23 protein-coding genes are annotated in these 26,819 nt (G+C 47.0%); 14 read left to right on the forward strand and 9 right to left on the reverse strand.

Going from position 1 to position 26,819, the window contains the following annotated elements; genetic code table 11:
- Positions 1 to 5: 5 nt before the first annotated feature.
- From ACFI32_RS01275 to ACFI32_RS01290, 4 genes are all read right to left on the reverse strand, one after another.
- Positions 6 to 959, reverse strand: a complete 954-nt coding sequence (locus ACFI32_RS01275) for a tyrosine recombinase XerC (protein ID WP_462624675.1) — start codon at positions 957 to 959, stop codon at positions 6 to 8.
- A 60-nt stretch (positions 960 to 1,019) separates the two neighbouring features.
- Positions 1,020 to 1,913, reverse strand: a complete 894-nt coding sequence (gene dapF, locus ACFI32_RS01280) for a diaminopimelate epimerase (RefSeq protein ID WP_462624676.1) — start codon at positions 1,911 to 1,913, stop codon at positions 1,020 to 1,022.
- 225 nt (positions 1,914 to 2,138) lie between these two features.
- Complete coding sequence (lysA, locus tag ACFI32_RS01285; RefSeq protein ID WP_462624677.1) at positions 2,139 to 3,482, reverse strand: diaminopimelate decarboxylase; 1,344 nt, start codon at positions 3,480 to 3,482, stop codon at positions 2,139 to 2,141.
- Between the two features lie 113 nt (positions 3,483 to 3,595).
- Positions 3,596 to 3,886: an LptM family lipoprotein gene (locus tag ACFI32_RS01290; RefSeq protein ID WP_462624678.1), complete on the reverse strand. Its 291-nt coding sequence runs from the start codon at positions 3,884 to 3,886 to the stop codon at positions 3,596 to 3,598.
- Positions 3,887 to 4,776: 890 nt separating this feature from the next.
- On the opposite strand from ACFI32_RS01290, the gene ACFI32_RS01295 reads away from it, so the two are divergent.
- The 11 genes from ACFI32_RS01295 to ACFI32_RS01345 all read left to right on the forward strand — a co-directional run bounded on the left by ACFI32_RS01295 (position 4,777) and on the right by ACFI32_RS01345 (position 15,749).
- Positions 4,777 to 6,009 (forward strand): acetate/propionate family kinase, encoded by a 1,233-nt coding sequence (locus tag ACFI32_RS01295; protein ID WP_462624679.1) that lies wholly within the window; start codon positions 4,777 to 4,779, stop codon positions 6,007 to 6,009.
- 62 nt (positions 6,010 to 6,071) lie between these two features.
- On the forward strand, positions 6,072 to 8,219 hold the full coding sequence (gene pta / locus ACFI32_RS01300) for a phosphate acetyltransferase (protein WP_462624681.1): 2,148 nt from the start codon (positions 6,072 to 6,074) through the stop codon (positions 8,217 to 8,219).
- 266 nt (positions 8,220 to 8,485) lie between these two features.
- The gene (locus ACFI32_RS01305) at positions 8,486 to 9,433 is read left to right on the forward strand and encodes a nicotinate-nicotinamide nucleotide adenylyltransferase (RefSeq protein ID WP_462624682.1); all 948 of its coding nucleotides are present in this window, start codon (positions 8,486 to 8,488) and stop codon (positions 9,431 to 9,433) included.
- 126 nt (positions 9,434 to 9,559) lie between these two features.
- Entirely contained in the window at positions 9,560 to 9,955 is a 396-nt protein-coding gene (gene rsfS / locus ACFI32_RS01310) for a ribosome silencing factor (protein ID WP_462624683.1), read from the forward strand.
- Positions 9,956 to 10,476: 521 nt separating this feature from the next.
- The gene (locus tag ACFI32_RS01315; RefSeq protein ID WP_462624684.1) at positions 10,477 to 10,926 is read left to right on the forward strand and encodes a carboxymuconolactone decarboxylase family protein; all 450 of its coding nucleotides are present in this window, start codon (positions 10,477 to 10,479) and stop codon (positions 10,924 to 10,926) included.
- Positions 10,916 to 11,653 carry an AraC family transcriptional regulator gene (locus tag ACFI32_RS01320; protein ID WP_462624685.1) on the forward strand — a complete coding sequence of 246 codons (738 nt, stop codon included), beginning with the start codon at positions 10,916 to 10,918 and terminating at the stop codon, positions 11,651 to 11,653. The genes ACFI32_RS01315 and ACFI32_RS01320 overlap by 11 nt, the downstream gene beginning before the upstream one ends.
- 199 nt (positions 11,654 to 11,852) lie before the next feature.
- Positions 11,853 to 12,590 carry an MOSC domain-containing protein gene (locus ACFI32_RS01325; protein WP_462624686.1) on the forward strand — a complete coding sequence of 246 codons (738 nt, stop codon included), beginning with the start codon at positions 11,853 to 11,855 and terminating at the stop codon, positions 12,588 to 12,590.
- Between the two features lie 36 nt (positions 12,591 to 12,626).
- Positions 12,627 to 13,364, forward strand: coding sequence for a helix-turn-helix transcriptional regulator (locus ACFI32_RS01330; RefSeq protein WP_462624687.1), 738 nt, complete (start codon positions 12,627 to 12,629; stop codon positions 13,362 to 13,364).
- 39 nt (positions 13,365 to 13,403) lie between these two features.
- A complete protein-coding gene (locus ACFI32_RS01335; protein WP_462624688.1) occupies positions 13,404 to 14,120 on the forward strand; it encodes a transglutaminase-like domain-containing protein in 717 nt (238 codons plus the stop codon).
- 161 nt (positions 14,121 to 14,281) lie between these two features.
- The gene (locus tag ACFI32_RS01340) at positions 14,282 to 15,157 is read left to right on the forward strand and encodes an N-acetylmuramoyl-L-alanine amidase (RefSeq protein ID WP_462624689.1); all 876 of its coding nucleotides are present in this window, start codon (positions 14,282 to 14,284) and stop codon (positions 15,155 to 15,157) included.
- Positions 15,158 to 15,203: 46 nt separating this feature from the next.
- On the forward strand, positions 15,204 to 15,749 hold the full coding sequence (locus ACFI32_RS01345; protein ID WP_462624690.1) for a DinB family protein: 546 nt from the start codon (positions 15,204 to 15,206) through the stop codon (positions 15,747 to 15,749).
- A gap of 3 nt (positions 15,750 to 15,752) precedes the next feature.
- Here the strand turns inward: ACFI32_RS01345 and ACFI32_RS01350 are convergent, their stop codons facing one another.
- Positions 15,753 to 16,151, reverse strand: a complete 399-nt coding sequence (locus ACFI32_RS01350) for an ACT domain-containing protein (RefSeq protein WP_462624691.1) — start codon at positions 16,149 to 16,151, stop codon at positions 15,753 to 15,755.
- Positions 16,152 to 16,237: 86 nt separating this feature from the next.
- On the opposite strand from ACFI32_RS01350, the gene ACFI32_RS01355 reads away from it, so the two are divergent.
- Entirely contained in the window at positions 16,238 to 16,858 is a 621-nt protein-coding gene (locus ACFI32_RS01355; protein WP_462624692.1) for a glutathione S-transferase family protein, read from the forward strand.
- Between the two features lie 175 nt (positions 16,859 to 17,033).
- Here the strand turns inward: ACFI32_RS01355 and ACFI32_RS01360 are convergent, their stop codons facing one another.
- Both ACFI32_RS01360 and purL read right to left on the reverse strand, forming a co-directional pair.
- Entirely contained in the window at positions 17,034 to 18,935 is a 1,902-nt protein-coding gene (locus ACFI32_RS01360; RefSeq protein WP_462624693.1) for a P-loop NTPase fold protein, read from the reverse strand.
- A gap of 192 nt (positions 18,936 to 19,127) precedes the next feature.
- Positions 19,128 to 23,120 (reverse strand): phosphoribosylformylglycinamidine synthase, encoded by a 3,993-nt coding sequence (gene purL / locus ACFI32_RS01365; RefSeq protein ID WP_462624694.1) that lies wholly within the window; start codon positions 23,118 to 23,120, stop codon positions 19,128 to 19,130.
- A gap of 481 nt (positions 23,121 to 23,601) precedes the next feature.
- Here purL and ACFI32_RS01370 point away from each other — a divergent pair, with 481 nt between their 5' ends.
- Entirely contained in the window at positions 23,602 to 24,096 is a 495-nt protein-coding gene (locus ACFI32_RS01370) for a pyridoxamine 5'-phosphate oxidase family protein (RefSeq protein ID WP_462624695.1), read from the forward strand.
- Positions 24,097 to 24,198: 102 nt separating this feature from the next.
- Positions 24,199 to 24,693, forward strand: a complete 495-nt coding sequence (locus ACFI32_RS01375; RefSeq protein WP_462624696.1) for a pyridoxamine 5'-phosphate oxidase family protein — start codon at positions 24,199 to 24,201, stop codon at positions 24,691 to 24,693.
- A gap of 78 nt (positions 24,694 to 24,771) precedes the next feature.
- On the opposite strand, the gene ACFI32_RS01380 is transcribed toward ACFI32_RS01375, so the two are convergent.
- The gene (locus ACFI32_RS01380) at positions 24,772 to 25,518 is read right to left on the reverse strand and encodes a hypothetical protein (RefSeq protein ID WP_462624697.1); all 747 of its coding nucleotides are present in this window, start codon (positions 25,516 to 25,518) and stop codon (positions 24,772 to 24,774) included.
- Between the two features lie 216 nt (positions 25,519 to 25,734).
- Positions 25,735 to 26,379 carry a CDP-diacylglycerol--glycerol-3-phosphate 3-phosphatidyltransferase gene (gene pgsA, locus ACFI32_RS01385; RefSeq protein ID WP_462624827.1) on the reverse strand — a complete coding sequence of 215 codons (645 nt, stop codon included), beginning with the start codon at positions 26,377 to 26,379 and terminating at the stop codon, positions 25,735 to 25,737.
- Positions 26,380 to 26,819: the final 440 nt, after the last annotated feature.

The raw sequence follows: 26,819 nt of genomic DNA on the forward strand, positions 1-26,819 counted from the left end.
GTGCGCTACTGAACATTGCGAGTAGCACGCGGATGAGCACTGTCATAAACGTGAGTGAGTTGGGCAAAATCGACGTGGGTATAGATTTGGGTAGTCCTGATATCACTATGCCCCAGCATCTCTTGCACTGCACGCAAATCACCGCTACCTGAGAGCATGTGTGAGGCAAAGCAATGCCGCAGCAAATGCGGATAGAGATTTTGGGCGATGCCTGCACGCTTGGCAGCGACTTTTAGGCGCTGCTGCACGGCGCGCGTCGATAAGCGTGTGCCCAATTTTTCACTGATAAATAAAGCGTTATCCTCCCCCTTCACCCACAGTTGCCGATACGGCAAATAGCAATTGATCGCCGTTACCGCCGCTGTGCCTATAGGGACAAGGCGCGTTTTGTTGCCTTTACCTGTCACCCGCACACGTCCAAGCGACAAATCCACATCCGCCATATCCAGCGCCACCAACTCACCCACCCTAAGCCCGCTACCATAAAGCAGCTCAAACATTGCTTTATCGCGCAGCCATAGCCGTGCCTGCGCTGGCGTATCAGGTGTGTCTTGATCCAACAACTGGGTGAGCAAGTCCACATCAGCAATGCTGGGTAGCGGTCTTGGGCTACGTTTGAGCTTGTAGCCTGTGGTGGGATTGACGCGGGCGATCTGCTCATCGATCAGCCAGCCATAAAAGTGGCGAATAGCAGACAGCTCTTGCTGCATACTGGCCAGCGCCAGCTTGTCCTCATCCAAACGCTGACCGATGTGCTGTGCCAGCTGCCGCTTATCACAACGGGTCCACGTCAGTCCCTTACCGCACAAAAACAGGGCCAATGGATGCACACCTGCACGATAAGCGGCCAGCGTATGTGCTGAATGCTGACGCAGAGCGAGTGCGGCAAGCCAGCGCTGTACAGGCACCAGTAACGCTTGTAGCTGCGCATCCGCTTCTGTTGCCGTCTTTTTTTGCATCAGCGCTCCTTACTGTCATTTTGTCAGCGACCTTGAGGCGTGCATGGTCACATTCGTGACTTAATGCTCGCTATCGGTGTGTGGTTTGATACCAGCCTGCGCCATCAAACCATCAGGACTGAATACGCCTTCATAGACAAATGCGGTTGGCCCAGTCATCATCACCGAATAGCCTGGCTGCCAGCGCACCATCATGCTGCCACCGTACAACTGCGCGCGCACGTCAGCGCCTTCATCGAGCCACCCTTCACGGATGCCTACTGCCACCGCCGCACAAGCACCCGTACCACATGCTTGCGTCTCACCCACGCCGCGCTCATAAACGCGCAGACGGATATGACGCTGATTCATCACTTGCATAAAGCCGACATTGACGCGATCAGGAAAGGCAGGGTGTGACTCAATGGCTTTGCCCAGCGTATCGACATCAGCGTCAAGCACGTCATCGACTTTGAGTACCGCATGTGGGTTGCCCATGTTGGCGACATACAGCTGCACGGGCGTGCCTGCCACATTCATATGATAGGTGTTTTGGATTTTGGTGATGGCTTTTGGGGTAAACGGAATCTCGTCAGGATCGAACTTCGGTTTGCCCATATCTACCTCAACCCAGCCGTAACGATCGGTGGTCAAGGTGATAATGCCGCTGGCCGTTTCGACACGTAGACGCTGCTTGAATGACAATTTGCGTGCTTGCACAAAACGCGCAAAACAACGCGCCCCATTGCCGCACTGCTCGACCTCGGTACCATCGGTGTTAAAAATACGATAGCTAAAGTCCACATCAGGGCGCATGGGCGGCTCCACTACCAGCATCTGATCAAAGCCAATACCCAAATGACGATCACCCAGCAGCTCTACCAACTCTTTGGTCAGCTCAAGGCGCTGCGTCACCAAATCGATGACCATAAAATCATTACCCAGACCGTGCATCTTCGTAAATTCTATTAACATATCCTTACGTCCTATCCTATTTTTATGTATGCGTTATAGTAGCATGCTGTATGTTGCAATGATAATCATCAGCGTCAGAAGTTGGCGTATTATTGGACAACTATCAACTAAATGCAGGCCATAAAAAACCCACCGTTATGACAACAGTGGGCGCTTTTTATCAGTTAGCTTTTTTATCAGACCTAGTGGGCTTTTTTATCCGCGTCGGCGCGCTCTAGTACCAGATCAGCCTTGCCACAAGCACTCACGGGCGTACAATTCTTCGACCGTCTCACGCTTGCCAACCAGTTGATGTTGATCAGCGGCCACCATGATCTCACAAGCGCGCGGACGAGTATTATAGTTGCTGCTCATGTTAAAGCCATAAGCGCCTGCACCTGTCACTGCTAGTACATCACCCACCGCTAAGCTGAGCAGGCGGTCTTTTGCCAAAAAGTCACTGGTCTCACAAATCGCGCCAACGATATCCCACGCTGCTGTACCGTCAGTATTGAGACCGTCACTGGGCAATACGCTTGGAATCACAGCCATTTGCGCTTGATATAGCGCTGGACGAATCAGATCATTCATCGCAGCATCGACGATGGCAAAGTTTTTGTACTCGGTCGGCTTGAGCACGTTGACTGTGGTCAACAGCAGCCCTGCGTTGGCGACCATGCTGCGACCTGGCTCAAGAAACACCGTCAAACCAAGCTCTGTTAATTTTGGCAGCAAGGCATCCGCAAATTCGCCGACACTCACTGGGGTTTCGTCAATATAACGCACGCCTAGGCCGCCACCCAAGTCCACATGCTTTAATGTAATGCCTTTGTCTTTTAGGTTTTGGATCAGCTCAATCAGTTTGTCCAGTGCCGCAATAAATGGCGCAACCTCGGTCAGCTGAGAGCCAATATGGCAGTCGATACCAGTGATATCAATATGTGATAGCGTGGCAGCCTGCTCATAGACAGCGACGGCCTTGTCATGAACGATACCAAATTTGTTGTCTTTCATCCCTGTTGAGATGTAAGGATGGGTCTTGGCATCCACGTCAGGATTGACGCGTAATGAGATGGGGGCACGCTTATCCAACTGCGCGGCCACATCATTGATCAGCGTAAGCTCACTGATCGACTCAACGTTAAAACAGCCAATGCCTTGCTCAAGCGCATAAGCGATATCGTCACGGGTTTTGCCCACGCCTGAAAAGACCACGCGGCTGGCCTCACCACCTGCGGCCAACACCCGCATGAACTCACCACGTGAGACGATATCGAACCCAGCACCTGCCTGTGCCAAAACACCCAATACTGCAAGATTGGAGTTGGCCTTGACCGCATAACAAACCTGATGGTCAATAGCAGCAAAACTATCATTATAAGCCTGATACGCATCCAATATGGCTTGCTGCGAGTACACGTAGCAAGGCGTGTCGTAGCGCTCAGCCAGCTCATTGACGCTCACATCTTCGATGTACAGCGCACCATTTCGGTAATCAAGTGCAGGCAGATGTTTGCTAAGTGTCACGGCATCAATATATAACCCATGCTCGGTTTGCGTGCTGACAGTGTGTTGCTCACAATTACTCATAGTCTACTCTCTAATTCAATCAAGTTATCAGTGTTAAGTCATTCAGGCTCAATGACCAAGGCATCAGACATGCAGTCATTTGTTAATGAGGTTTGGGTTCGTGGTCGGGCGGATTAATAGTCGTTTGAGTCTGCTTCAATCTCGGCCAGCAGCGCCTGCTGCTCAAGATAGCGTGCTCTTCGATAAGCATCATCATCGACCCGTTCAAAGGCTGCATCTTGCGGATAAGCAGTGCTTGTAGGCTCGGTTGCCACCATCGACTGGCTGTCTTGTTTGGGCAGTACCAACGCACCTTTTTGACCGCAGCCTGTCAAGCCAAACAGCGCGGTGCTGCCAAACAGCAACGTACAAACAGCCACGCTGCCCAATGAGGATAAGTGGCGGCGCGCAGTTGCGCGTATCATGGGCATGATCATAACCATAAACAGCCTTACAAAATAAGGGGACAAAAAAAAGCCACCAAAACGTGGGCTACTGACTGACGCCCTAACATACAAGGGGCTGGCAGCCATACTGATCCATCAAGCACTGTCAAACACAGCCATCAGGCGTATCGCCTCAATCATAGCATTAATCACTAGGGTGTGTCCCTATTTTAAAAATGGTGATAAAAATGAGATAAGTCGCAGGCAAATAAGGAAAATAGTACAGACAATATCGAGATATTGACCCGCTGTTTGGCAAAGATTTAGCCATTTTTAGCCCATTTAGTGATAAATGTTTGAATTAGGGACACGCTCTAGAACTGTGCGCCCTCAAAAGTGGATTTAGCAGATAATTTTGTGAAAGATACACCATGTCATGAGGGCGCGATCATATTGTCTGATATGGCAAGATCCCAATCCAAATGCAGCCAAAATGCAGCTAAAACGCAACCAAAACATAGCCGAACAATATTTGACAAATTTGCTTACAATTTGGTTTGAGACATGTTCTGCCTTTATAGCATCAACCAAATTGACTCATGATCCATAGGACTTACACTTGACGAAACATAATATAAAACCTTATAGTGAGTGAGGTATATGGCTAATCGCCGATACTCTAGTATCCAGACCCTACTACTTATAGGTTTGGCGTTACTGGCGCTTGATTGTTGTCTGATGATTATACTCGTCAACACAACCTGACGCTGCAGATAACCGATACTTATTAGCTCCCTTGTTTTTTACATTGTGCTTTTGACCTCTCTAGGGTTAATAAAGCCAAACGGGCGTGGGCTGGTTTCTGTTTGTTCTACCTGTGTGAATCCGCTATGATTCACGCCTCTTATAAAAACATCTAAGGACAGAGCATGAATGACAATGTAAGCAAACCCACGTTTAGTGATCGCAATGTAGGCAAGTCAAAGCTGATTAACCCCACCTTGGTACTCAACTGCGGCTCATCTTCTATCAAATATGCCCTTATCAGCGAAGACAATGCCACCCGCATCACAGGACTTGCCGAAAACTTGGGATTGGACACCGCCCGTATCAAGCACACCACCTTGAATGGTGAAAAGCTTGAAATCACCATTCCTGGCGGTCAACATCAGCTGGCACTACAAAAAATTCTGGCCTTGCTTGAGCAATATCACTTTATTGCGGTGGGTCACCGCGTGGTTCATGGGGGTCGCGAGTTTTCAGAAGCAGCACGCGTAGACAAACACGTCATCGAAGAGGTCAAACGTCTCAAAATCTTGGCACCACTACATAACGGTGCCAATGCACTGGGTATCGAAGCCGTCGAAGCCATTTATCCTGAGATTCCGCAGGTGGTGGTGTTTGATACGGCCTTTCACCAAACCATGCCCCCTGTAGCGTATCGCTACCCCATCCCAAAAGCACTATATGAAGAAGAAAAAATCCGTCGCTACGGCTTTCACGGTACTTCACACGCCTACGTTTCAGATCGCGGCAGTAAACTGATAGAGAGCAGCGGCCCACATGGCTGGCTAACGGCACATTTGGGCAACGGTTGCTCCGTGGCGGCCATTTATGATGGTAAAAGCTTAGATACCAGCATGGGGCTCACACCGCTTGAGGGCTTGATGATGGGCACACGTAGCGGTGATGTTGACCCCAGCTTGCACATTCATCTCAAACGTAAGCTTGGGATCACCTTGGAAGAAACCAGTGATATGCTCAATCACAAAAGCGGCTTGCTTGGTATTTCAGGATTGTCCAATGACTTACGTACTATCGAGCAGGCTGCCAACGAAGGCCATACAGATGCGCAGTTGGCGATTGAGATGTTCTGTTACCGTGTGGGCAAGTATTTGGCGTCGCTCACCTGTGCTCTACCTGAGCTGACGGGGATTATCTTTACTGGCGGGATTGGCGAAAATTCGGCATCCACGCGGGCACGGATTTTGGACGTCATGCGTCATTTTAATATTAACTTTGACCAAGATGACAATCAGGCACTCGTAGGCGGCAATGAAGGCAGCTTTCATACGCCCGATAGCAAGCTTGAGCTGTGGGTCATTCCAACCGATGAAGAGTACCAAATCGCACAAGAGACACGCCAAGCGCTAGAGATATAATACCTCTGTAGTATTACCCCTCTTGATGACATGATTCACAAACGGTAATTGTAGGATACACCATGCAAACTATTTTATTGGTTCCCATTAGCCGCGGTATCGGCGTAACCTCCGCCGCCCTCGGTCTGATTCGCGCCTTTGACTATAACGGCATCAAAGCCGGCTTTATAAAGCCCTTTTTGCAAGACGATACGCTGGACAAACAAAACAGCCTAGATAGCTCCAGTGCACTGACCATGCATGCATTTAACTTAACCCCGCCACAATCGATCAGCCGCCAGCGCGTTGAGCGCATGATTGGTGATGGCAATCTTGATGACTTGATGGAAGAGGTGATCGTCAACTACCATACCATCGGCGATGATTGCGATGTGGTGATCTGTGAGGGCTTGGTGCCGACCACTGAAGCCTCTTATGCGTCACAAGTCAACCGCGCGATTGCTCATGCGTTGGATGCCAAAGTCATTTTTGTCAGCACTGTTGATACCAGCAAACCTGCGTATTTTGCTGATAAGCTTGATGTGCATGCGCGTGAGTTTGGCGGGATTGCCAGCGATCGTACGCTTGGCTGCATCTTGATGCGAGTTCATGATGTGCCCAACACCTTTGAGACGCAGCCTGTGGCCCCTGGAGAAGCGGTGGTCAGTTTAGATGAAGGCTTTATGCAAGAAGTACAGCGTTTCTCTCCGCATTTTTATACCGATCAATTCCGTCTGATTGGCGTTGTACCATTTAGTAACTCGTTATCCGTACCGCGTACGTGGGACATCGCCTCTGAGCTGGATGCCACGTGGCTCAATATTGGCGAAGCAAAAGCACGCCGCATCAATAATATCAGTCTAACTGCGCGTTCAGTGGCCCGCGTTGACGAGGTCTTTAAACGTGGCACCTTGATTGTGGTACCAGGGGATCGTGACGATTTGCTTTTGGCGGCAGCGCTGGCTTGTATCAACGGTATTCCACTCGCAGGCCTTGTGTTGACTGGCGGTGTTTCGCCTAATGATACGGTGACTGAGCTGTGGCAGTCGGCACTCAAGACAGGTATTCCTGTGATGAGCGTAGAGACTGACAGCTATGAGACCGTGCAAAACCTCATGCATATGAGTGCTGAGATTCCAAGTGATGACATCGACCGCGCCCAAGAAGTGACCCGCTATGTGGCCGCGCATCTTGATTTGAGCTGGATTAAAGATTACTTCAGTACAGGTTATCAGCCGCGTCTGTCACCATCTGCCTTTCGCCATCAGGTGGTTAAAAAAGCCCAAAATGCCAAAAAACGTATTGTCCTACCAGAAGGTGCTGAGCCGCGTACTGTTGAGGCGGCTTGTATTTGTCAAAGCCGCGGTATCGCCGACTGCATCTTGCTTGCGCCGCGCAGCGAGGTTGAGCAAGTGGCCAAGAACCGTGATTTGACGTTGCCTGAAGGCTTGCAAATTTTAGATCCTGATACCTTAGATATGGACAAGTATATCGCTGCTGTGGTGGCACGCCGTAACGGTAAAACCACGGAGCTGGTCGCCGCTGAGCAGCTCAAAGACACCGTATTTCTTGGCACCATCATGCTACAGATGGATGAGGTCGATGGTCTGGTCTCTGGTGCTATCCATACCACGGCCAACACGGTACGCCCCGCTTTTCAGCTGATCAAAACCGCACCGCAGTATTCGCTTGTGTCGTCAGTGTTCTTTATGCTGCTGCCTGAGCAAGTAGTGGTCTACGGTGACTGCGCGATCAACCCTGACCCCAGCGCAGAAGAGCTGGCTGAGATTGCCATTCAATCAGCGCAGTCGGCGGCGGCCTTTGGGATTGATCCCAAAGTGGCCATGATCAGCTACTCAACTGGCTCATCAGGTGCGGGCGCAGATGTCGAAAAAGTCACGCGCGCCACCGAAATCGTCCGTGAACGCGCACCGAACCTTGCAGTCGATGGGCCGCTACAATACGATGCGGCGTCTGTCATGAGTGTGGGCAAACAAAAAGCGCCTGACTCTCCTGTTGCGGGTCAAGCCAACGTGTTTATCTTCCCTGACCTTAACACGGGTAACACCACCTACAAGGCCGTGCAGCGCAGTGCCAATGTCATCAGCGTTGGCCCCATGCTACAAGGTCTTAACAAGCCTGTGAATGACTTGTCGCGCGGCGCACTGGTTGATGACATCATCTACACCATCGCCTTGACTGCGATTCAAGCCGAAAGCGACGCCATTTAAAGCCGCACAGTCTGATTGCTATGCTCGCTGCCGCGTATCACTGAGTGATGCGCGGTTTTTTTGTATATGGGTCTATTTGGTCTGCTAAAAAGGCCACTTTGTCTGTGGCTATTGGCATTTTTGCTGATGCCATGTGCTATGATGGCGGGACTAGGTCTATGCGCTGATATAAAGCATTGTCGTGCCAGCCGTATGTCTACGCCCTCAGCATTTGATCACCGCCTTTTGTCATTGTCTTTTATTATTGCCGTATCATCATGAGTCTTATGCCACCACAGCCCTCCGCCTCCCACTCGACAGACCACCAAGCGTCACTTGCCAGCACAAAAGTGAGTGCTGATGCCAGCCCTGATCAGCAGCGCGTAGAGGGCCCTTCCCAGCCTGCCATTCGAGCCTATCTTGGCGGCTCTTTTGACCCCATTCATGATGGTCACATTCAGATGGCAATGCACGTTTATCACAGCCTTTTGCCCATCGCACAGCAACAGCAGCGCAAACTACAGGTATCACTTCTGCCCAATGCGCGCTCACCGTTTAAAGACCAAAGCACTGACGCTGCTCACCGCTTTGCCATGCTACAACTGGCCATCGCGCAAACGCCGCTACAGATTTGTGAGCTTGAGCTGTGGCAAACACCGCCTGTCTACAGCATTGATAGTATGCGTTTGCTACGCCAGCGGCACCCAGAGGACAGCTTAATCTTTATCATGGGTATGGACAGCGCGCGCACACTGGCACGCTGGAAAGATGGTTTGCAACTGACCGACTATGTCCATTTGTGGATGTTTAGCCGCAGTGAGCACATCGCGCATATGGCAGGCGCTGAACCGATCACTGCTGAGCCAGTCACCACACCTGCCAGCCCAGTACCGCGTTTGCTCAGTACGCTTGAGATCGATCAGCTGCGTGATGAGCTGCCAGCGCCGCTACCAAAGCAAGTGATCGATAGCGTCAATGCGCTGACCGCACCTAAAGCGCCGCCTACCAACCATACTGACAAGACCATCACCCCCTTGAAAACCCACACCAAAGGACGCATTTATATCGACCCGCGCCCAGTGATGGCAGTATCGAGCACCGATATCCGTCAGCAGTTACTGGCACTGCCCAGTACGACGACATCCGCCCAAACCCGCATGCTACCGTTACTGAATCCTACGGTTTATCAATATATTATCGCCCATCAGCTATATTCTGCGGCTCAATTCCGTTAAAATCGACTTATTATCGTCATGATGTCCAGCACCTATCGACACTCATAAGGTGAACAGCCATCCAATGACCATGTATCCCTTTATTTTTGCTAACGATGTAAGAGACCAACATTTATGATCAATACCATGAGTAACGAACGACTGAATGAGTGTTTAGCACTCATTAACACCACGCTAGAAGATATGAAAGCCAAAAACATCACCGTACTCAATGTCGAAGACCTAACTGACGTGATGGAACGTATCGTCATCGCTGATGGTACCTCAAAGCGTCACGTACGCGCCCTTGCCGACAGCGTTGGTGCAGAAGCCAAACAATCTGGCTTTATGCCACTTGGCCGTGAAGGCGGTATCGATTCTGATTGGACGCTAATCGATCTTGGCGCGGTTGTCGTCCACGTCATGACCCCGCAAGCACGCGAATTTTATGACCTAGAAGGCCTATGGTCATCGTCAGAAAGCCTCGCTGAGTTGGTGGCAACCCCGCGTGAGAAAAAAGCAGGCCGCCGTCACCAGCCTTAATCCAGCAAGCAATGTGTACAACCCAAAAAGACCAGATTATTTATCTGGTCTTTTTTTGTGCCGATATTTGGGCGTGCTGGTGATAATCAGCAGCTATGATGCGCTGTCATCTATGAATTTTGAATGTAAGCGTAAATGAATGGGCTTATAAAAGTAGTATATAGTCGATTTACTTTAGCACCGAGACAATGCGACTGGGATGAATTTTTCGCAGCCGCTGTGTTAGCAGCACGCAAGAAAAGTTTATACCAGTCGTACGTATAGTGAGTTCAGTATAAAGACGATACAGCGGGACTGGAATAATTTTTTCGTAGCCTCTGTCTGCGAAGGCACAGCAAGCAAGAAAAAAAAACTTATACCAGTTCAGCGTTGGCATATCATGTCTCTGTTTTATTTAGAATCAACTATAACCCTTAATATATCGAACTGACTATAACAAGATAAAAAGTCGATTTTTTCCAATTATTGTTACTGATGCGCCAATATACTTATTTATAGTTATTTATCCATTAGGAGCGACTATGAAAAGAGCAAATTACTATACTATCGAGCCTGAGCTCGTTAACTACTTGGTGAACCAAGAAGCCCCAATCAAAAAAAAGGTAGAGTCAAGCTTTGGGTTAATCATTTGGGAGCTGGTAAAATTAAGAGCGTCGCAGTTAAATAAGTGCGCTTATTGCTTGGCGATGCATAGTGCACAAGCACTCGCATACGGCGAAACCATTAACCGAATTATTGCCCTTAGTGCATGGCAAGATGCGCCTCTGTATAATGATCAAGAACGTGCAGCATTAGCACTTTGCGAAAAACTGACCCTATCACAAGACATTGATGATGACTTTTATCTCGCGCTTACTGAGGTGTTCGATCCCCACAGTTTAGTGACGCTAACCGTGGCCATTAATGCTATAAATAGTTGGAACCGTATGGTCAAAATGTTTAAACCTACCGTCGAATTTAATGAACGATAAACTGTTGCTTGAGCTTTATCATCCAACAGGCGATATCGCTCACTATATCCAAGCCATTTGGTTTGCTCATGCGCCGTTTTCAGGGGAGAGCTGGCTCCCCTGCGACGGTGCGACAGGGATTATATTTTTAATTTCAGGTCAGCTTGACTTGGCAGGAAACAGATTGCAACCGCCCTACTTTATGCAGACCATATCAACACAATCAAAAAAAATAACGTTTACCAGTGGCACCGTTTTTTGCGGGATCAGATTTAAGCCTGCAGGACTTGCCCATCTACAAAAGGTGAAACACGCGCTCGTTGCGCCCACAACCCTTACCAAGATCGCGCAAGCGCTTGATCAAAACGCTCATTTGGATTCATTCATTGACTTGCTATCGGCGTACCTCAATGCGCCAAAAGCATCTCATCATACTATTGAGCAAACACAGCAGTTCATTCATAAAGTCATCAATCTTACCCCGCTCAATACCGCCTATGACAATAGTCCAAAAGGTAAACGTCAGTTAGAGCGTTACGTAAAAAGCACCTGTGGCATCACGGCAAAACACCTCTCCCGCATTTACCGAGTCAGACAAGCCAGACAACTTATCAAAGAGAACCCAAAGCTTAGCTTGGCACAACTGGCGCTTGAATGTGGTTTTACTGATCAGTCGCATTTAAATAATGAGTTCAACGCTATTTTACAAATAACGCCTGCCAAATATAAAAAACTCATTCATAAATGAGCCAATGCATTTTTGCCGCATGGTAAACAGACCAGAAATGTATTCTGGTCTGTTTTTGTGCCGATATGTGGGTATGCGCGCCATGATAGTGCCTGATTAAATAGATAATCTACCCATAGATTGCTATCATCAAGCTACCGATTAGACAACGGTTGTCTTGTCTCTTGCCTTTTTATCCTGCTGTGAATAAGGAACGCTCATGTCTGCCAGCCAGTCGCCCACCCTGCCCATGCACGTCGCCAACTTAATCTGCGTCCGCGCAGGCAAAGCCATGCCATTCACTCGCGAAGAAATGAGCGCCATTGACAAAGCGCCCATTGCAGCGCCTGTCACCGTTAACTTTATGGGATTGACCACTGACGAGCAAGCCGACCGTAAGCATCATGGTGGCCCACTCAAAGCCGTGCATCAAATGCCAACAGCCACCTATGCACGCATCAATGAGCAGTTTGACTTAACCGTGCGCATCGGCACACTCGGCGAAAACCTCACCACCGAAGCCATCGAGGGTATGCCTGATATGGACGAATCGAATGTCTGTATCGGCGATGTTTATCAATATGGTGGGCAGTATGGCGATGATCACATTAACGGCGCGGACAGCGTGCAACTGCGCATCGTCCAGCCACGCCGCCCCTGCTACAAAATCAACGACCAAATCGGTCACTTTACCAAAGTGCCCAATATCGCGGCATGGATCAGCAAACAAGGCATCTCAGGCTGGTATTTTCAAGTGGTGCGTGATGGTATGATTCAGGCGGATGTGCCCGTGTACTTGGTCGAGCGTCCCTACCCGTTTGCTACGCTTGAGACACTCTGGCAGTTATCTAATTCAAAAGAAAAGTTTGACGCCGAGATTATTGAGCCGTGGCTTGAGATTGAATGTTTAGAGGACAGTTGGAAAAAGGTTCTGGCTAAGAAGATTCGGGTCTATTGAACATCAAATGTATACTCAGCACAAAGGATCACGCGCTTGAAACACACTATGTCTTACTTCGCCCCTGGTATGGTCATCGCTTATGGTCATGCCATTGATGCAAAGCTGCATAAGCACAAGCTGTGGCAACTTTGTCTCCCAAGTGCAGCGAGCATATTGAACAATCAACCCTTGATGACAAGCACAATTATTCATCCTAATGTCTTACATCAGCTCACCATGCCCACAGGCTGGGTGATACTGGCTGAACCAGAAAGCCTATTAGGTGAAGTCATTGATGAGATGTCTGGACAACATTCCTTAACACTGCCGACCATACAGTCAGATGCCAAAATAGACTCATTATTTGAGCAGCTCAACGAGTTTCCAACACTCATCGCCGCAATCAAGCACAATCCTTACCAATGTCAAGATGTACGCTTATCCATTCTATTATCACGATTGGATGCTTGCCTAGAGGGCAGCTGTTTGAAGCCTGACCAATGGCGTGCCAAAGACGTTGCAGACTGGCTGGCGCTATCTGAAAGTCGATTTTTGCATTTGATAAAGGCTGAATTCGGCATCGCATGGCGTCCCTACCTATTATGGCGACGTCTCATCTGTGCGCTACAGGCCATTAAAAGCGGTCAAAATGCCACGGCTGCCGCCTATTTAGCAGGGTTTAGCGATAGCGCCCATCTTAGCCGCACACTCAAAAGCACCTTTGGTATGACCAGCAAACAACTCTTGCACAGCTTCGGATCAACGCAGCCAGTTTATTCAATTATTGAATGATTTTTGTCTTCATACTGTCCGAAACCCTAGGAGGACAACATGACCATTCAATATACAAAACTTACTGCTATGCTTAACTTTCAGCAAGCCAGCATTCAACAACTCATCGATCAGCGTGGTTGGCATTCTCTACCGCAAAAGCAAGCGGTGCGTGAGGTATACTATTTTGTACGTGATGAGATAAAGTTCGGCTACAATCGCCATGATCGCATCGAGGCCAGTGAGGTATTAAAAGATGGCTATGGTCAATGCAATACCAAAAGCACGCTTTTTATGGCTTTATTGCGCGCACTGAATGTGCCTTGTCGCTTGCACGGCTTTACCATCTATAATGAATTGCAGCGTGGTGCCATTCCAAGCTATTTAATGCCGCTCGCACCGAAACGTATCCTGCACAGCTGGGTCGAAGTTTTGCTGGATGACGATTGGATTGATGTAGAAGGTTTTATTATCGATCAAGCGTTTTTGACGCAAGTACAACGCGCACACCCTGATAGAAAAAGCTTTAGTGGTTATGGTGTCGCAGTGCCATGCTTACAAAATCCCGCCAATGAGTTTGACAATGGCAGCACCTACATTCAAGCTGAGGGTATCGCTGATGATTTTGGCCGATTTGATAGTCCAGATGCTTTTTATGCGCAGTATGGTAGCAATTTGCGCGGACTAAAAAAGTGGGCTTTTCGCTATTTACTCAGACATTTGATGAATCGCAACCTTGAGCAGATACGCCAATATGGTATCAAAGTCTCCAAATAGCGAGGCAATCAGACATTTTTTGAACAGGCATTACTGATCGCTAGCATTATTCCAAACAAGGTGTAAGACAACGATAAGTCTTATACCTTAACTGGTTTTGTGACCCACTGCTTATATAGGGCAGGGATAACCCTAACATCAGCTCGCAGAGAAAGCATTTCATGGTAAAAAACATCTTCTTAGCACTTGGCTTAACCCTGCCTTTGGTTGGCTGTGTTACGACCACTTCACCAGTCGCCACCACCAAAAGCTACAGCGTTGATAGCGACACTTATCAATCGACTGGCAAGAGCCAGCGCATCAAGACCATCGTCCTACACTACACCGTCTCAGACAATGAGCGCTCGATACAGACTTTGACCACAGGCAATGTCAGCGCGCACTATCTGGTCTTAGACAATGACGATGACAAAATCTATAACCTCGTACCAGAGAATGAGCGCGCGTGGCATGCAGGGGATGGCGGCTTTGCAGGGCGGACGATATTAAACGACACCTCTATCGGTATCGAGATCGTCAATAACGGCATCAAGCCTGAATATCGCGGCGCGCTAAAAGATGGCACGCTCGACTACCATCCTTACGAGCATTACGCTGACTTTGATGAATTACAAATCAAAAAAGTCGCCCAGCTGGTACAAGATATCGCCACCCGCTATGACATTTCACCCAAAAACATCATCGGTCACTCGGATATGGCTCCCTCGCGTAAGATCGACCCCGGAGCCAAGTTCCCGTGGGAGCGACTGTACTTCTATTATGGTATCGGCGCGTGGTATGACGAGGCGGACAAAGCCGAGTTTCTAAATCGGCGCACTTTGGTCGCGCCCAGCGTGCAGGAGATCAAACAAGCGCTGCGCCAATACGGCTATCAAATCAACGATACTGATACGTGGGATAAAGCCAGTCGCGATGTCGTCTATGCGTTTCAGCTGCACTTTCGCCCCGAGCAGCCAACTGGGGTGATGGATCGGGAAAGCTATGCAATATTGCAGGCGCTCAATAAAAAGTATGCGGGTCGGGATGATTTTTATTGATATCAATAATATCCCTCGTCTCAACCCTCAGTCTACGAGCACTATCATGATAAAACCTCACTTTGAACTTATGGCCGCATACAATGCGCTGATGAATCAAAAAATCTGTGACCGTATCTCTACAGTCGCTGATAGCACCTTATGGGAAGACAAAAAGGCGTTTTTTGGCTCGGTACTGGGTACGCTCAATCACATCATGGTCGGTGACTTAATTTGGCTAAGCCGCCTCAACCAGCACCCCAGTTATCCATCAGGATTTGGGGCGTTAACATTACTCAAAGACTTCCCAGCACCTGCCACGCTCAATCAAATTTTATACGATGATAAATGGCACTTTAGCGCCAGCAGACACGCGTTAGACCAGATGATTATCAGCTTTATTGCAGAAACAGATGAGCGCGACTATTTACAAACTCTGACATACCAAAACACCAAAAATAAGACCTTTAGTAAACCCTTTTCGATGCTGCTACAGCATTTTTTTAATCATCAAACCCATCACCGTGGTCAAGTCACGACTCTACTGTCTCAGATGGATATCGATATTGGAGAAACAGACTTATTGATGTTGATTGCAGATGTAGAGGGTTAAAATCTATTGATGGCTCAGCGCTTTTAGCACCGATAACGCCTGTTCTGCTTGCGCGCTAGGCACAAAAACATGATCATGATAATAGGCAGCGATCACATTGGCACTGATGGCTTGGTCTGCAAGTGCGGTGGACACGGCTGCGGTAAGCCCCACCGCCTCCAAGCTTGAATGAACGGTCAAGGTGATTTGCCTAAACACGCCCTCATACTCTAAACCTGCCTGATCCGCCGCCGCTTGTGACACAACCAACGTCAGACCCTCAGACTCTCTAAACGTCGCGATGGGTTCTGAAGCCAAGTAGTCAGCCAGTTGACCTTTAACGGTACAAAATACAAATGACTCATCAACCAGTGCTGGCTGCATAGAACCAAGCAGCTCGTTTATATCTGTGATACCTGACATCTTTTTGCTCCTAAATGTGTTTTGCGCTAGCGCTCACTGGTTATGGGGGCTATATTATCCCTTAGCGATGATGATAAGGACAACTGATGTATACCCTATATGGCAATCAATTTTCTGGAAACAGCTATAAAACGCGGCTGACATGCGCGCTGCTAAACATTGAATACCACTGGGTCGAGATTGACATATTAACGCAGGAAAATCGACAGCCTGAATTTTTGCAGATCAATCCACTCGGTCAAGTGCCCGTTCTACGGATCAAGCCTGACGATGCGCCCACTGACAGTCCACCTACGCTGCTGTTAGAGTCCAATGCCATCATCAGATACTTGGCTCGTGATTCGGCACTGATTCCGAAGTCTGATATAGCGTATGCCAAAATGTGGCAATGGCTACTCTATGAGCAAAATGAGGTTAGACCCAATATCGCCTCTGTTCGTTTTATCAAAAAGTTCCAAAACATGATACCCAGTAGACTGGACGAATATCATCAGAAGTTTGCCAGATCACAAGACATTCTCAGCTATATGGATGGGCAGCTCAGCGGCAACGACTACATATTGGGTGACAATGTGAGTCTGGCAGACGTCAGCTTGTATGCTTATACCCACAATGCCGACGAAGGTGGATTGGATTTATCACCCTATCACAACCTGCACCGTTGGTTTGCGCGTATTGAATGTTTGCCTAATTTTGTGACGCTTTAGTATGCGGGTAGGGATGGTTTTTATTGAGGGTGCAGAATATCAGTGAGTATAATCCATGAAGGACGTTCAAAAACATGAACAAAATAAGCTGCAATAATCAATGCAGAAGCTAAGCAAGATCAAGCAAAGGAGCAGAAAGTGAATCGCTTTCTGCTTATAATGCTTGCGAGCTAATTTAATCTATATTACGATTGCTCGCCTCATCTAAAAATTTGACAGCAGGATTGAAACACTCGTTAATAAGAGATCTAATTTGCACTTCACTAATTTTACCTTTCCTAAATTCAGCTTCATCCTCTAACAAACCTACTACTTTTCGTAACCAATCTAATTCTAATAATAAAATTTCAAGAATATGTATTTTCTTATATCTAGATGAAATTACTAACGCAATATTTCTTCTTGCATTAGGCTTAAGTTCAACAAAAGCAGTTACGAATTCATTTGGTGCTATATATCTTAAAATTGGTTCTTCTTGGTAAATAGTTACCGAACCAGTATAGTATATTTTCTTATGGAAATTATCCCCTTTGCTTTTTATATCTTCCAATAGCTCCTTAGCAATTTCCGGTAAATTATCTAAGACCTGCTTTTTAGACACTTCTGTCATATACTCCAATAGCTCTATAAAATTACTATCGTTTTGATTACGAAAAACTAATCCAAATGTCTGCGTATCATCATAAATATTAACATAGTCAAAATGTGGTATTTCTTTTCCTTCTGTAACTAAATTATCTATATTATTTTTAGCTATTTCGAGAACTTCTTTTTTGGTCATATCTAGAAGATCTCGCTCTACAAGCTCTAAAAACAAGCCTGTTACGTGCTTTATTTCTCCTAATTCTTCATATTTTTTATCGCGAAACTGCTCTTTCACGATAGCTAGCAGACTATCAAACTCTTCATCTTCAAGACGCATAAAATACCATAACTGTATCCATTCTAGTTTATTTTCATCAGGGAAATAACGTGAATTTTTTAAAGAATATTCTATTCTTTCCTTATTTATTAAACTCTTGTCAAATATATCAATCCACACAGACTCTTCTAACAACATATCAAATGTATCGAAATCTGGATATTTTTCTTTCAAAGAAATATACAAGTTATTACTTTTTTCTAGAGCTTCGTTACCGTTATATTTAGATGATAATGCAGAAATATGTGCACCTCTAAGATCTTTAATATTAATAGGCATCATGTTTGCACTTTTCATCTCAAAAGAAAATATCAGATATATCATTAAAAGATGCTCGACAACCTTGTTTTCTTCTTTAATTCCGTTAGACAATAACTCTACTAGTCTCGAAAAGTCCATTAAAGCTTGTCTCAAATGTCTTAAGTTTAAGTAACCAGAACGTCTATAACAGTCTTTAATTAGATCTATATTGCTATTGAATAAATTCTGGGTAGCCTGATTCTCTATTTCCTTAATAAAGTTATTGACTGCTAAATCAAGACGAGGTTGAATTTCAAAAGTTTTACCGATTAGTTTTTCTTTTATACGTTTATAGCTAACATCAGATGTTTTCTCTTTGTTACCTAGCTCATCTTCATTGGCTACAATCACCACCTTATAACCTTGATGCTCAACGAAATAGTTTATATAGCCTAATAGGTTTTCCAGATCCATTGAAGCTCTCTCCAAATCATCGAATACTAATATTAAACCTTCTGTATTAGATAAATAATCTGGCAAATTAATATCTGGTATTTGAGACGATACACTAGCATCACTTTTACCATCATCGTTCAAATCAATTTTCAATACAGTTTTAAGAAGTCCTTTCCCAATTTTTCCTGCTAAAGCCATACCTTTAGAAGATAAAACAGGGTGAAGCTGTCTAAAAAATTCATTTTCTATTTCTTCGAAACTAGCAACACCATATAAACTCACATATAAGTGTGTTTTGACTTGATGATCAGGATTATACAAACTTGCCATTATTTCTTTCAAAAACCAAGTTTTACCAACACCCCACTTACCCTTTAACAAAACAGCATACTGTGGTGGGCTAGATAACTTAAAGTAATATTTTAAAAAATCTTCAATGTGTTGATTTGGATTACTCATACAATTCCCTTTTTATTTTTCTAAAATTTGTTTATAGATAGATACACTGATTTTGGTAATGTAACAGATTTTTATTACAACATAAGATAAAACTGTCTTCTCTGATTTGAAATCTCAAACCCCAGACACAAAAAAGGTGAGCATTACGCCCACCTTTTTTATATCTACGATAATACTCTAAACCAACTTAGTCTATCTAAACCAAGCACGAGCGTTACGGAACATACGCATCCACGCGCCGTCCTCATCCCACGCCTCTGGTTTCCAGCTGTGGTTATACGCTTTTAGGTTACGCTCAGGATGCGGCATCATGATAGTGACGCGACCATCGGTGCTACATAGACCCGTGACCCCGCCGAGCGAACCGTTTGGATTGAGCGGATAGGTCTCGGTTGGATGACCTTGGCTATCGACATAACGCATCGCGAGCTGACCGTGGTTTGCCATACCGTCGATCTCAGTATTGTCCAGCGTGGCATAGCCTTCACCATGCGCCACCGCGATTGGTAAGATACTGTCTTGCATACCTTTGAACAGGATCGACTTGGTACGCTCAATTTTGACATTGACCGTACGCGCTTCAAAACGTGCTGATTTGTTAGCGACGAAGCGCGGGAAATTTTCTGCACCTGGGATGAGGTCTTTTAACTGCGCCATCATCTGACAACCGTTACAGACACCCAAGCTAAAGGTATCAGGACGGGCGAAGAAGCGCACAAACTGCATGCGTAGCTCGTCATGGAACAAGATAGAGTTCGCCCAGCCAGAGCCAGCGCCGAGTACATCACCATAACTAAAGCCACCACAAGCGACCAAACCATCGAAGTCACGTAGATTGATACGACCACTGAGTAGATCGCTCATGTGTACATCGACCGCTTCAAAGCCAGCTTGGGTAAAGCCTGCTGCCATTTCCGTCTGACCATTGACACCTTGCTCGCGCAGGATGGCGACTCTTGGCTTATTGTCACGACTGGCTAAATATGGCGCTTCCACTTTTTGATTCAAATCAAAGTTTGGCGCAGCGATCAGGCCTTTATGGCTCGCGTCGCTAATCAAGTCATACTCTTGCTGTACGCAGGCTGGGTTATCACGGCGACGCGCGATTTGATAGCTGACCTGCGTCCATGCTTGCTGCAACTCAGTACGGCTAAAGCGTAAGGTGTCATCACCCATGTGCGAAGGCGTTTGGATCAGTAGGCTGTCTTCTTCTGAGCTTTGACCGACGAGGCTGAGCATATCACTGACATTAAATTCTTCTGCCAACTGCATGAGCGCGGCGACGTTTTCTGGCAATACTTGGATGACCGCGCCCAGCTCTTCGCTGAACAGCTGACCGAGTAAGTTGTCATCAGTCAATGACAGCTTGATACCCTGACGGCTGGTGAACTGCATCTCTGCGATGGTCGCAAGCAGACCACCATCACCGATATCGTGATAGGCGCTGATGACGCCTTGCGCGTTACCCGCTTGGATGAAGTTAAAGAAGTCGATCAAATCACTTGGCTGCGCTAGATCTGGGCAGTCATCGCCTAGTTGGCTAAGCGTTTGCGCTAGGATTGAACCACCGAGACGCAATTTACCTTTAGATAAGTCAATACGGTAGAACGCGCTGTCGCCATTAATAAGCTCAGGGGTTAGCGTTTTTGCGACGTCAACGACAGGCGCAAACGCCGTCACCACCAAGCTCATTGGCGACACGACTGATTTATCAGCGCCCTCTTCATCACTCCAATTGGCACGCATCGATAACGAGTCTTTACCGACGGGGATGGCGATACCGAGTGCTGGGCACAGCTCTTCGCCGACGGCATGTACCGCATCGAATAGTGCCGCATCTTCCGCATCGTCACCGCATGCAGCCATCCAGTTCGCTGACATGGTGATATCTGACAACTGAGCGATACGCGCGCCCGCGATGTTGGTAATGGCTTCACCGACTGCCAGACGTGCAGAGGCTTTTGGATTAATCAGCGCCACAGGCGTACGCTCACCGACACTCATGGCCTCGCCAGTCATCGGCTGACCATCTAGCGCCACTAGACCTGAGGCCGTTACCGCGCAATCTGATACAGGCACTTGATAGCGACCGACATACTGATCCCGAACGACCATACCGGTGATAGAGCGGTCACCAATGCTGATCAAGAATGATTTGCTCGCCACGGTTGGGTGACGCAATACATCGGTGATTGATTCGGCTAGATTGACGTCGCCAAGTTCTAATGCTGGCAATGTATTGTCTTGACGCTTAAAGCTGCGCTGCATTTTTGGTGTACCGCCGAGCAAGACTTGCATTGGCATATCGACTGGTTGCTCATCCAATAGCTCATCATCAACGATCAGCTGACGGATATCGGTCGCCTCACCCAAGATGGCATAGGGGCAGCGCTCACGCGCGCAGATCGCATCGAACTGATCTTTGCTTTCTGGGCGAATCGCCAGCACATAACGCTCTTGTGCTTCGTTTGACCAGATCGCCATTGGCGACATGCCTGCTTCTAATGAGGGAATCTTACGTAAGTTCAGGTGCGCGCCCATTTCATGATCATTGACCAGCTCTGGCATGGCATTAGATAGACCACCTGCCCCGACATCATGTAGGGAGACGATTGGGTTACCGTCTTTACTGTTGTTACTGGCGTCTACGTCATCACCAGCAAGTGCCCAGCAGCGATCGATGACTTCTTGGCAACGACGCTCCATTTCAGCGTTATCGCGCTGTACTGAGGCAAAGTCCAAGCCTTCATCAAGCTCGCCACTATCGACAGACGACGCCGCACCGCCGCCCAGACCGATTTGCATCGCAGGGCCACCAAGGACGATAAGCAAATCGCCTTTTGTAATCGCATTTTTTTCAATCAGGTTGCGTTTGATATTGCCGTAACCACCTGCCAGCATGATGGGCTTATGATAGCCGCGCATCTTGCTGCCGTCTTTTGCCGCAGAGGTATCTAGCTGGAAGCTGCGGAAGTAACCGCATAGGTTTGGACGACCAAACTCGTTGGAGAAGTTGGCGCTACCGAGTGGCGCTTCGGTCATAATCTCAAGGCTGGTTGCCATGCGATCTGGCGTACCATACGCTTGCGTACTCAGTTGACCCGACTGCTCCCATTTCTCGCTAAGCTCTGGAATATGCAAATGTGATACGTGGAAACCTGCTAGACCGGCTTTTGGCTTACCGCCGCGACCCGTTGCGCCTTCGTCACGGATCTCACCGCCAGAACCCGTTGCTGCACCTGAATACGGCGCAATCGCGGTTGGATGATTGTGCGTCTCAACTTTCATCAAGATATCGATATTTTCTTGGTGGAAGTTATAGGGATGGATTGCATTGGCATCCATTGCGTCGGTTGGGATCGGATAAAAACGCATACCATCAGAACCCGCCATCACCGCAGCATTGTCTTTATAGGCTGACAAGATACCTTGCGGATTTGACTGATAGGTGTTTTTGATCATTTGGAACAGTGATTTTGCCTGCATCTCACCATCAACGGTCCACTGGGCATTAAAAATCTTATGACGGCAATGCTCTGAGTTGGCCTGTGCAAACATCATCAGCTCAACGTCGGTTGGATTGCGACCCAGCTCGCTGACATAGGCATTCATCAGATAGTCGATGTCTTCAACGGACAACGCAAAGCCGAACTCGGTATTGGCAGACTCTAGCGCACTGCGCCCTTGTCCGACCACGTCGATATGATGCAGCGCCGCTGGTGGCTCATCATCAAACAGTTTGCTGACGTTATCTAAGTCATAGACCAAGCTTTGGGTCATACGGTCAAACAATAACTGCTCAGCGGCAGCGGGTAACTTGTTGTCAGCCACTTTATTATCAAGCGTTAGCGTATAAACCACCACACGCTCAACGCGGTTGATTTTGATTTCACAATTATTAAAGATATCGGTCGCTTTACTGGCCCATGGTGAGATCGTACCAAAGCGCGGTGCAACGATGACTTGCAGCTGGTTGTCTTGCGGGGTGTCAAGCTCAATCGCTGCTTGTAGGCCAAACAAGTCCAAGGATTTTTTGTGCTCATCACCGCTCAATTCGCGGGACAACACATACACTTGCTGGGTATTTATTTGACTGACATTGAGCTCGGTTTTTTGCTGAAACTGACTGATGAGTTGCTGCGTCTGAAAATCGGTGAGAAACGGTTGTCCGGCGATGGTCATCATAAAGGCATAATCCGTAAGATCAAGGCATCACTGCCATGCTAAGTAAATGGTTTGCGCATTATAACAAGAAGACCCCGATTTATCAGACAAAAACGGCAATAAATTGCATCCAGCCACCCACTGCGTTGATGGCTTTTTTTACCTAATCCTTGTATTCCTTACAAACGGTCACATCGCGTTACGGGCAACCTATATAAACCGACCGCCCATCATCGCTATTCTACAGTCAGTGCATAGACATGCCACGCTCACTCAAACAACAATCATAACGATAAAAACAACAACAGCACGAGTAGCGGCAATGATCTCCTAAGCCTAACCAGTAGCACGCTGCATAATTATAATAAATAAAAAGGCTTAGGTGCACAGGCACACTGATACTTATAACAATTGCAACTATAAAGACGCAGCACGGCATGACCCGTACTTTCACGCATAATAACTTTTAAATCATAATTCACACTCAATAGGGATAATAACGATGAATAACCAAGAAAAAATCGAAAAAATTCAGGACGTCATCAAAGACATCAAATACTCAATGATGAGCACCGTAAACACCAGAGGTGATGTGCACGCATGGCCGATGACCACCATTGAAACCAGCCTCGCGGCCAGAGAAATTTGGTTCATTGGCGACAAAAATTCTGATGTGGTCAAAGACATTCAAGACAATTCAAACATCGGTCTGACCTACGGCAGCCAAGACGAAAAAGACTACGTTTCTATTACAGGTAATGCAGAGCTGGTCAACGACCAAGACAAGCTAGAAGCGTTGTGGTCAGCCATGGACAATGCCTTTTTTGAACAAGGTAAAGAAGATCCAGATGTACAATTAATCAAAGTGGTACCACATGGTGCAGAGTGCTGGCTCAGCGGTAATGGCGCAGTAAATATGTTCAAAATGGCATCAGCTGCCGTCCAAAGCGGTGAAACAGCCGAAGACATGGGCGAAGTATTCTCAATCACGCTGTAATACTGTTAACACGATGGTCAGAGCTCATATCTGGCCATTATTATGTCAATGGTACAAACATAACCATCAAAATGTATAACAACACGCTATAAGGATATACCCATGAGTAAGCAAGAACATATCGACAAGATTCAAGAGATCATCAAAGACGTAAAATACGCCATGATGACCACGCGTACCTTTGAAGACCATTTGCATTCATGCCCAATGACCACATCTGAAACCAGCATTGGTGCCAGAGAGATTTGGTTTATCGGCGACAAGACAACCGAAACCGTTAAAGACATTCAAAAGCAGTCACAGGTGAACCTTGCCTATGTCAGCCAAGATGATAAAGACTATGTCTCTATCACTGGCAAAGCTGAGTTGGTTGAAGATCAAGACAAGCTCGACGAGCTATGGTCACCTGTTTATAGCGCCTTTTTTGAGCACGGTAAAGATGACAGCAACGTCCAGCTTATCAAAGTAGTGCCTCATGGCGCAGAATACTGGATCAGCGGTAGCTCAGTCGTCAACATGTTTAAAATGACCGCCGCGGCAGTACAAGATGGCAAAAAAGCCAATGACTTGGGTGAAAACAGCTCAGTCGCCTTTTAACAGCGCATTTAACCAGATCCACAAAAAAACGCCAGTAGCTGATGCGACTGGCGTTTTTTTGTGCCTTTATCATCGGCTTTATTGTGGCGGCGCGGCATAACCATTATCTGCTGGATAAGCCTGCGGCTGGCGCGGCTGCGGCTTTGAGGGATCATAGAGCTCATAAATCGCTGTACCAATCACACCCGTATTATTGATAGAGCCTTGGCTGGTATTTGCAGCGTACGCATCATCTGGCTGACTAAAAATAAAGGAGGCAACACTACTATTACTCTTACGAAAGCCTTCAATCACAAGGTCTGAATAGGGGTTAAGCACATAACCACTGTCATAACGGCTGGCGGCGCTACCATTCATGACATTGAGGCCATCAACACTGGCCACGATCTCATACGTGTCGGCACTGTTGTTATGATAGATCAAACGATACGCTTGTCCGTTTTGGCCTTGTAAATAGTACTGGCGGTTATCACGATAAATCGGCAAAACACCCCTATCATCAGCGACAGAAAAATCAATCTTACCCGCCAACAATGATTTGCTATTGATGGCGCGTCCTGAGTAGCTTTTGGCCGCATAGTTTATTTGCATTTGTCCAATTGGCTCACTACTGACACGGCGCAAATCGACCATATGTACGGTCGATCTGACGTCATCGCCCCACTCTGTGCCCAGACGTTCTGACTCAGCCACGTCGTCGTTCATGCTCGTCTCTTCTTGCACACTGGGCGCGGCGGCATCATTCAACGAGCTTCCTGATGAGCAGCCTGTCAATAGCGCCAGACAAAAGAGACCTGCCAACGACTGTTTTTTATCTAACATCATCTTCTTTTCCAATCTGAATGTGTATGGCATATATTCAACTTCAAAGTTTGTCTTTTGTTCACTATTATCAAGTATATATGAATAAATCAAATGGGCAAAGTGTAAAAATGATGGATCGCGATTGAAAAGACGATCAAACAAAAAACGCCAGTAGCATGATGCTTACTGGCGCTTTTTTACACTTTTTTTGCAGTAGATGATTACTGTTCTTTGGCATTATCCGCTCTGCTTGAGATACGGCCATGCTGCTTTTAGATAAATGATCATCGACCATAAGGTCAGCACCACCGCTGCCACCATCAACGCATAGCCAATCAACTCAAGCGACTCCCAATTGAGCAGTAGGACAGTAATGGCAATCATTTGAAAGGTGGTCTTGAGTTTGCCCACGTATGAGACTGCCACACTGGTACGATTGCCAAGCTCTGCCATCCACTCGCGCAGCGCAGAAACTGCGATTTCTCGTGAGATGATGACAATGGCTGCGATGGCCATGATGATGTTGGGATGCCATTGCACCAAGATAATCAGTGCGGCGGCGACCATCAGCTTGTCCGCCACTGGGTCTAAAAACTGCCCAAAAGCAGAAGTGACGTTCATCTTGCGCGCAAAATAGCCATCGAGCCAATCGGTGATGGCTGCTAATATAAAAATGGCGGTCAATATCACATGGCGCAGTAGGCTGTCACTAAACTCGTTCATACCCATGCGCGCGATGACGTTATCAGGTATCAGTGGCATCCCAATACCCAGTGCTGGCGGCCAATAAGCGATGGCAATAAACAGCGGGATCATCAAAATGCGCGCAATGGTCAAGTTGTTTGGCAAATTAAAAATACTTTGCGATTTGGGCGTAGTCAGGCGTGAGCTCTCGGTCATAGTAACCCAGTTTTGTATTGACATAATTATGGCTGTTAGCTTAGCACTTTTCGCGCACTAGGTCATGCCATCTACGTATTATTCAAGTGTGGACAGCTATCGAATACCAACACGATGGCCACCCTATAAGTGGAGCCTGTTTTTAGCTCAGTTCAGCACCATCTGGGTAGCCTTAGCGATATATTTTTTATGATAGGGCGGCTTTTTTATCGATAGGTACACCTGTACACTAAAAGATGTAAGCAAAGATGACAAAAGACTTTTTTTTCTGTTCATATCTGCATTTTTATACTACTATAAATCCATAGTAAAGACGCCTGATAAGTCGATTTTTTATTTGATAATGAGCCACTTACGACTTGCTAACAAGGCGATAACTTTGCCACCAAATATTGCTTTTCCTCCGCCCGCAGCTCCTCCTC

It is taken from the genome of Psychrobacter sp. PSi21 (assembly GCF_054960615.1).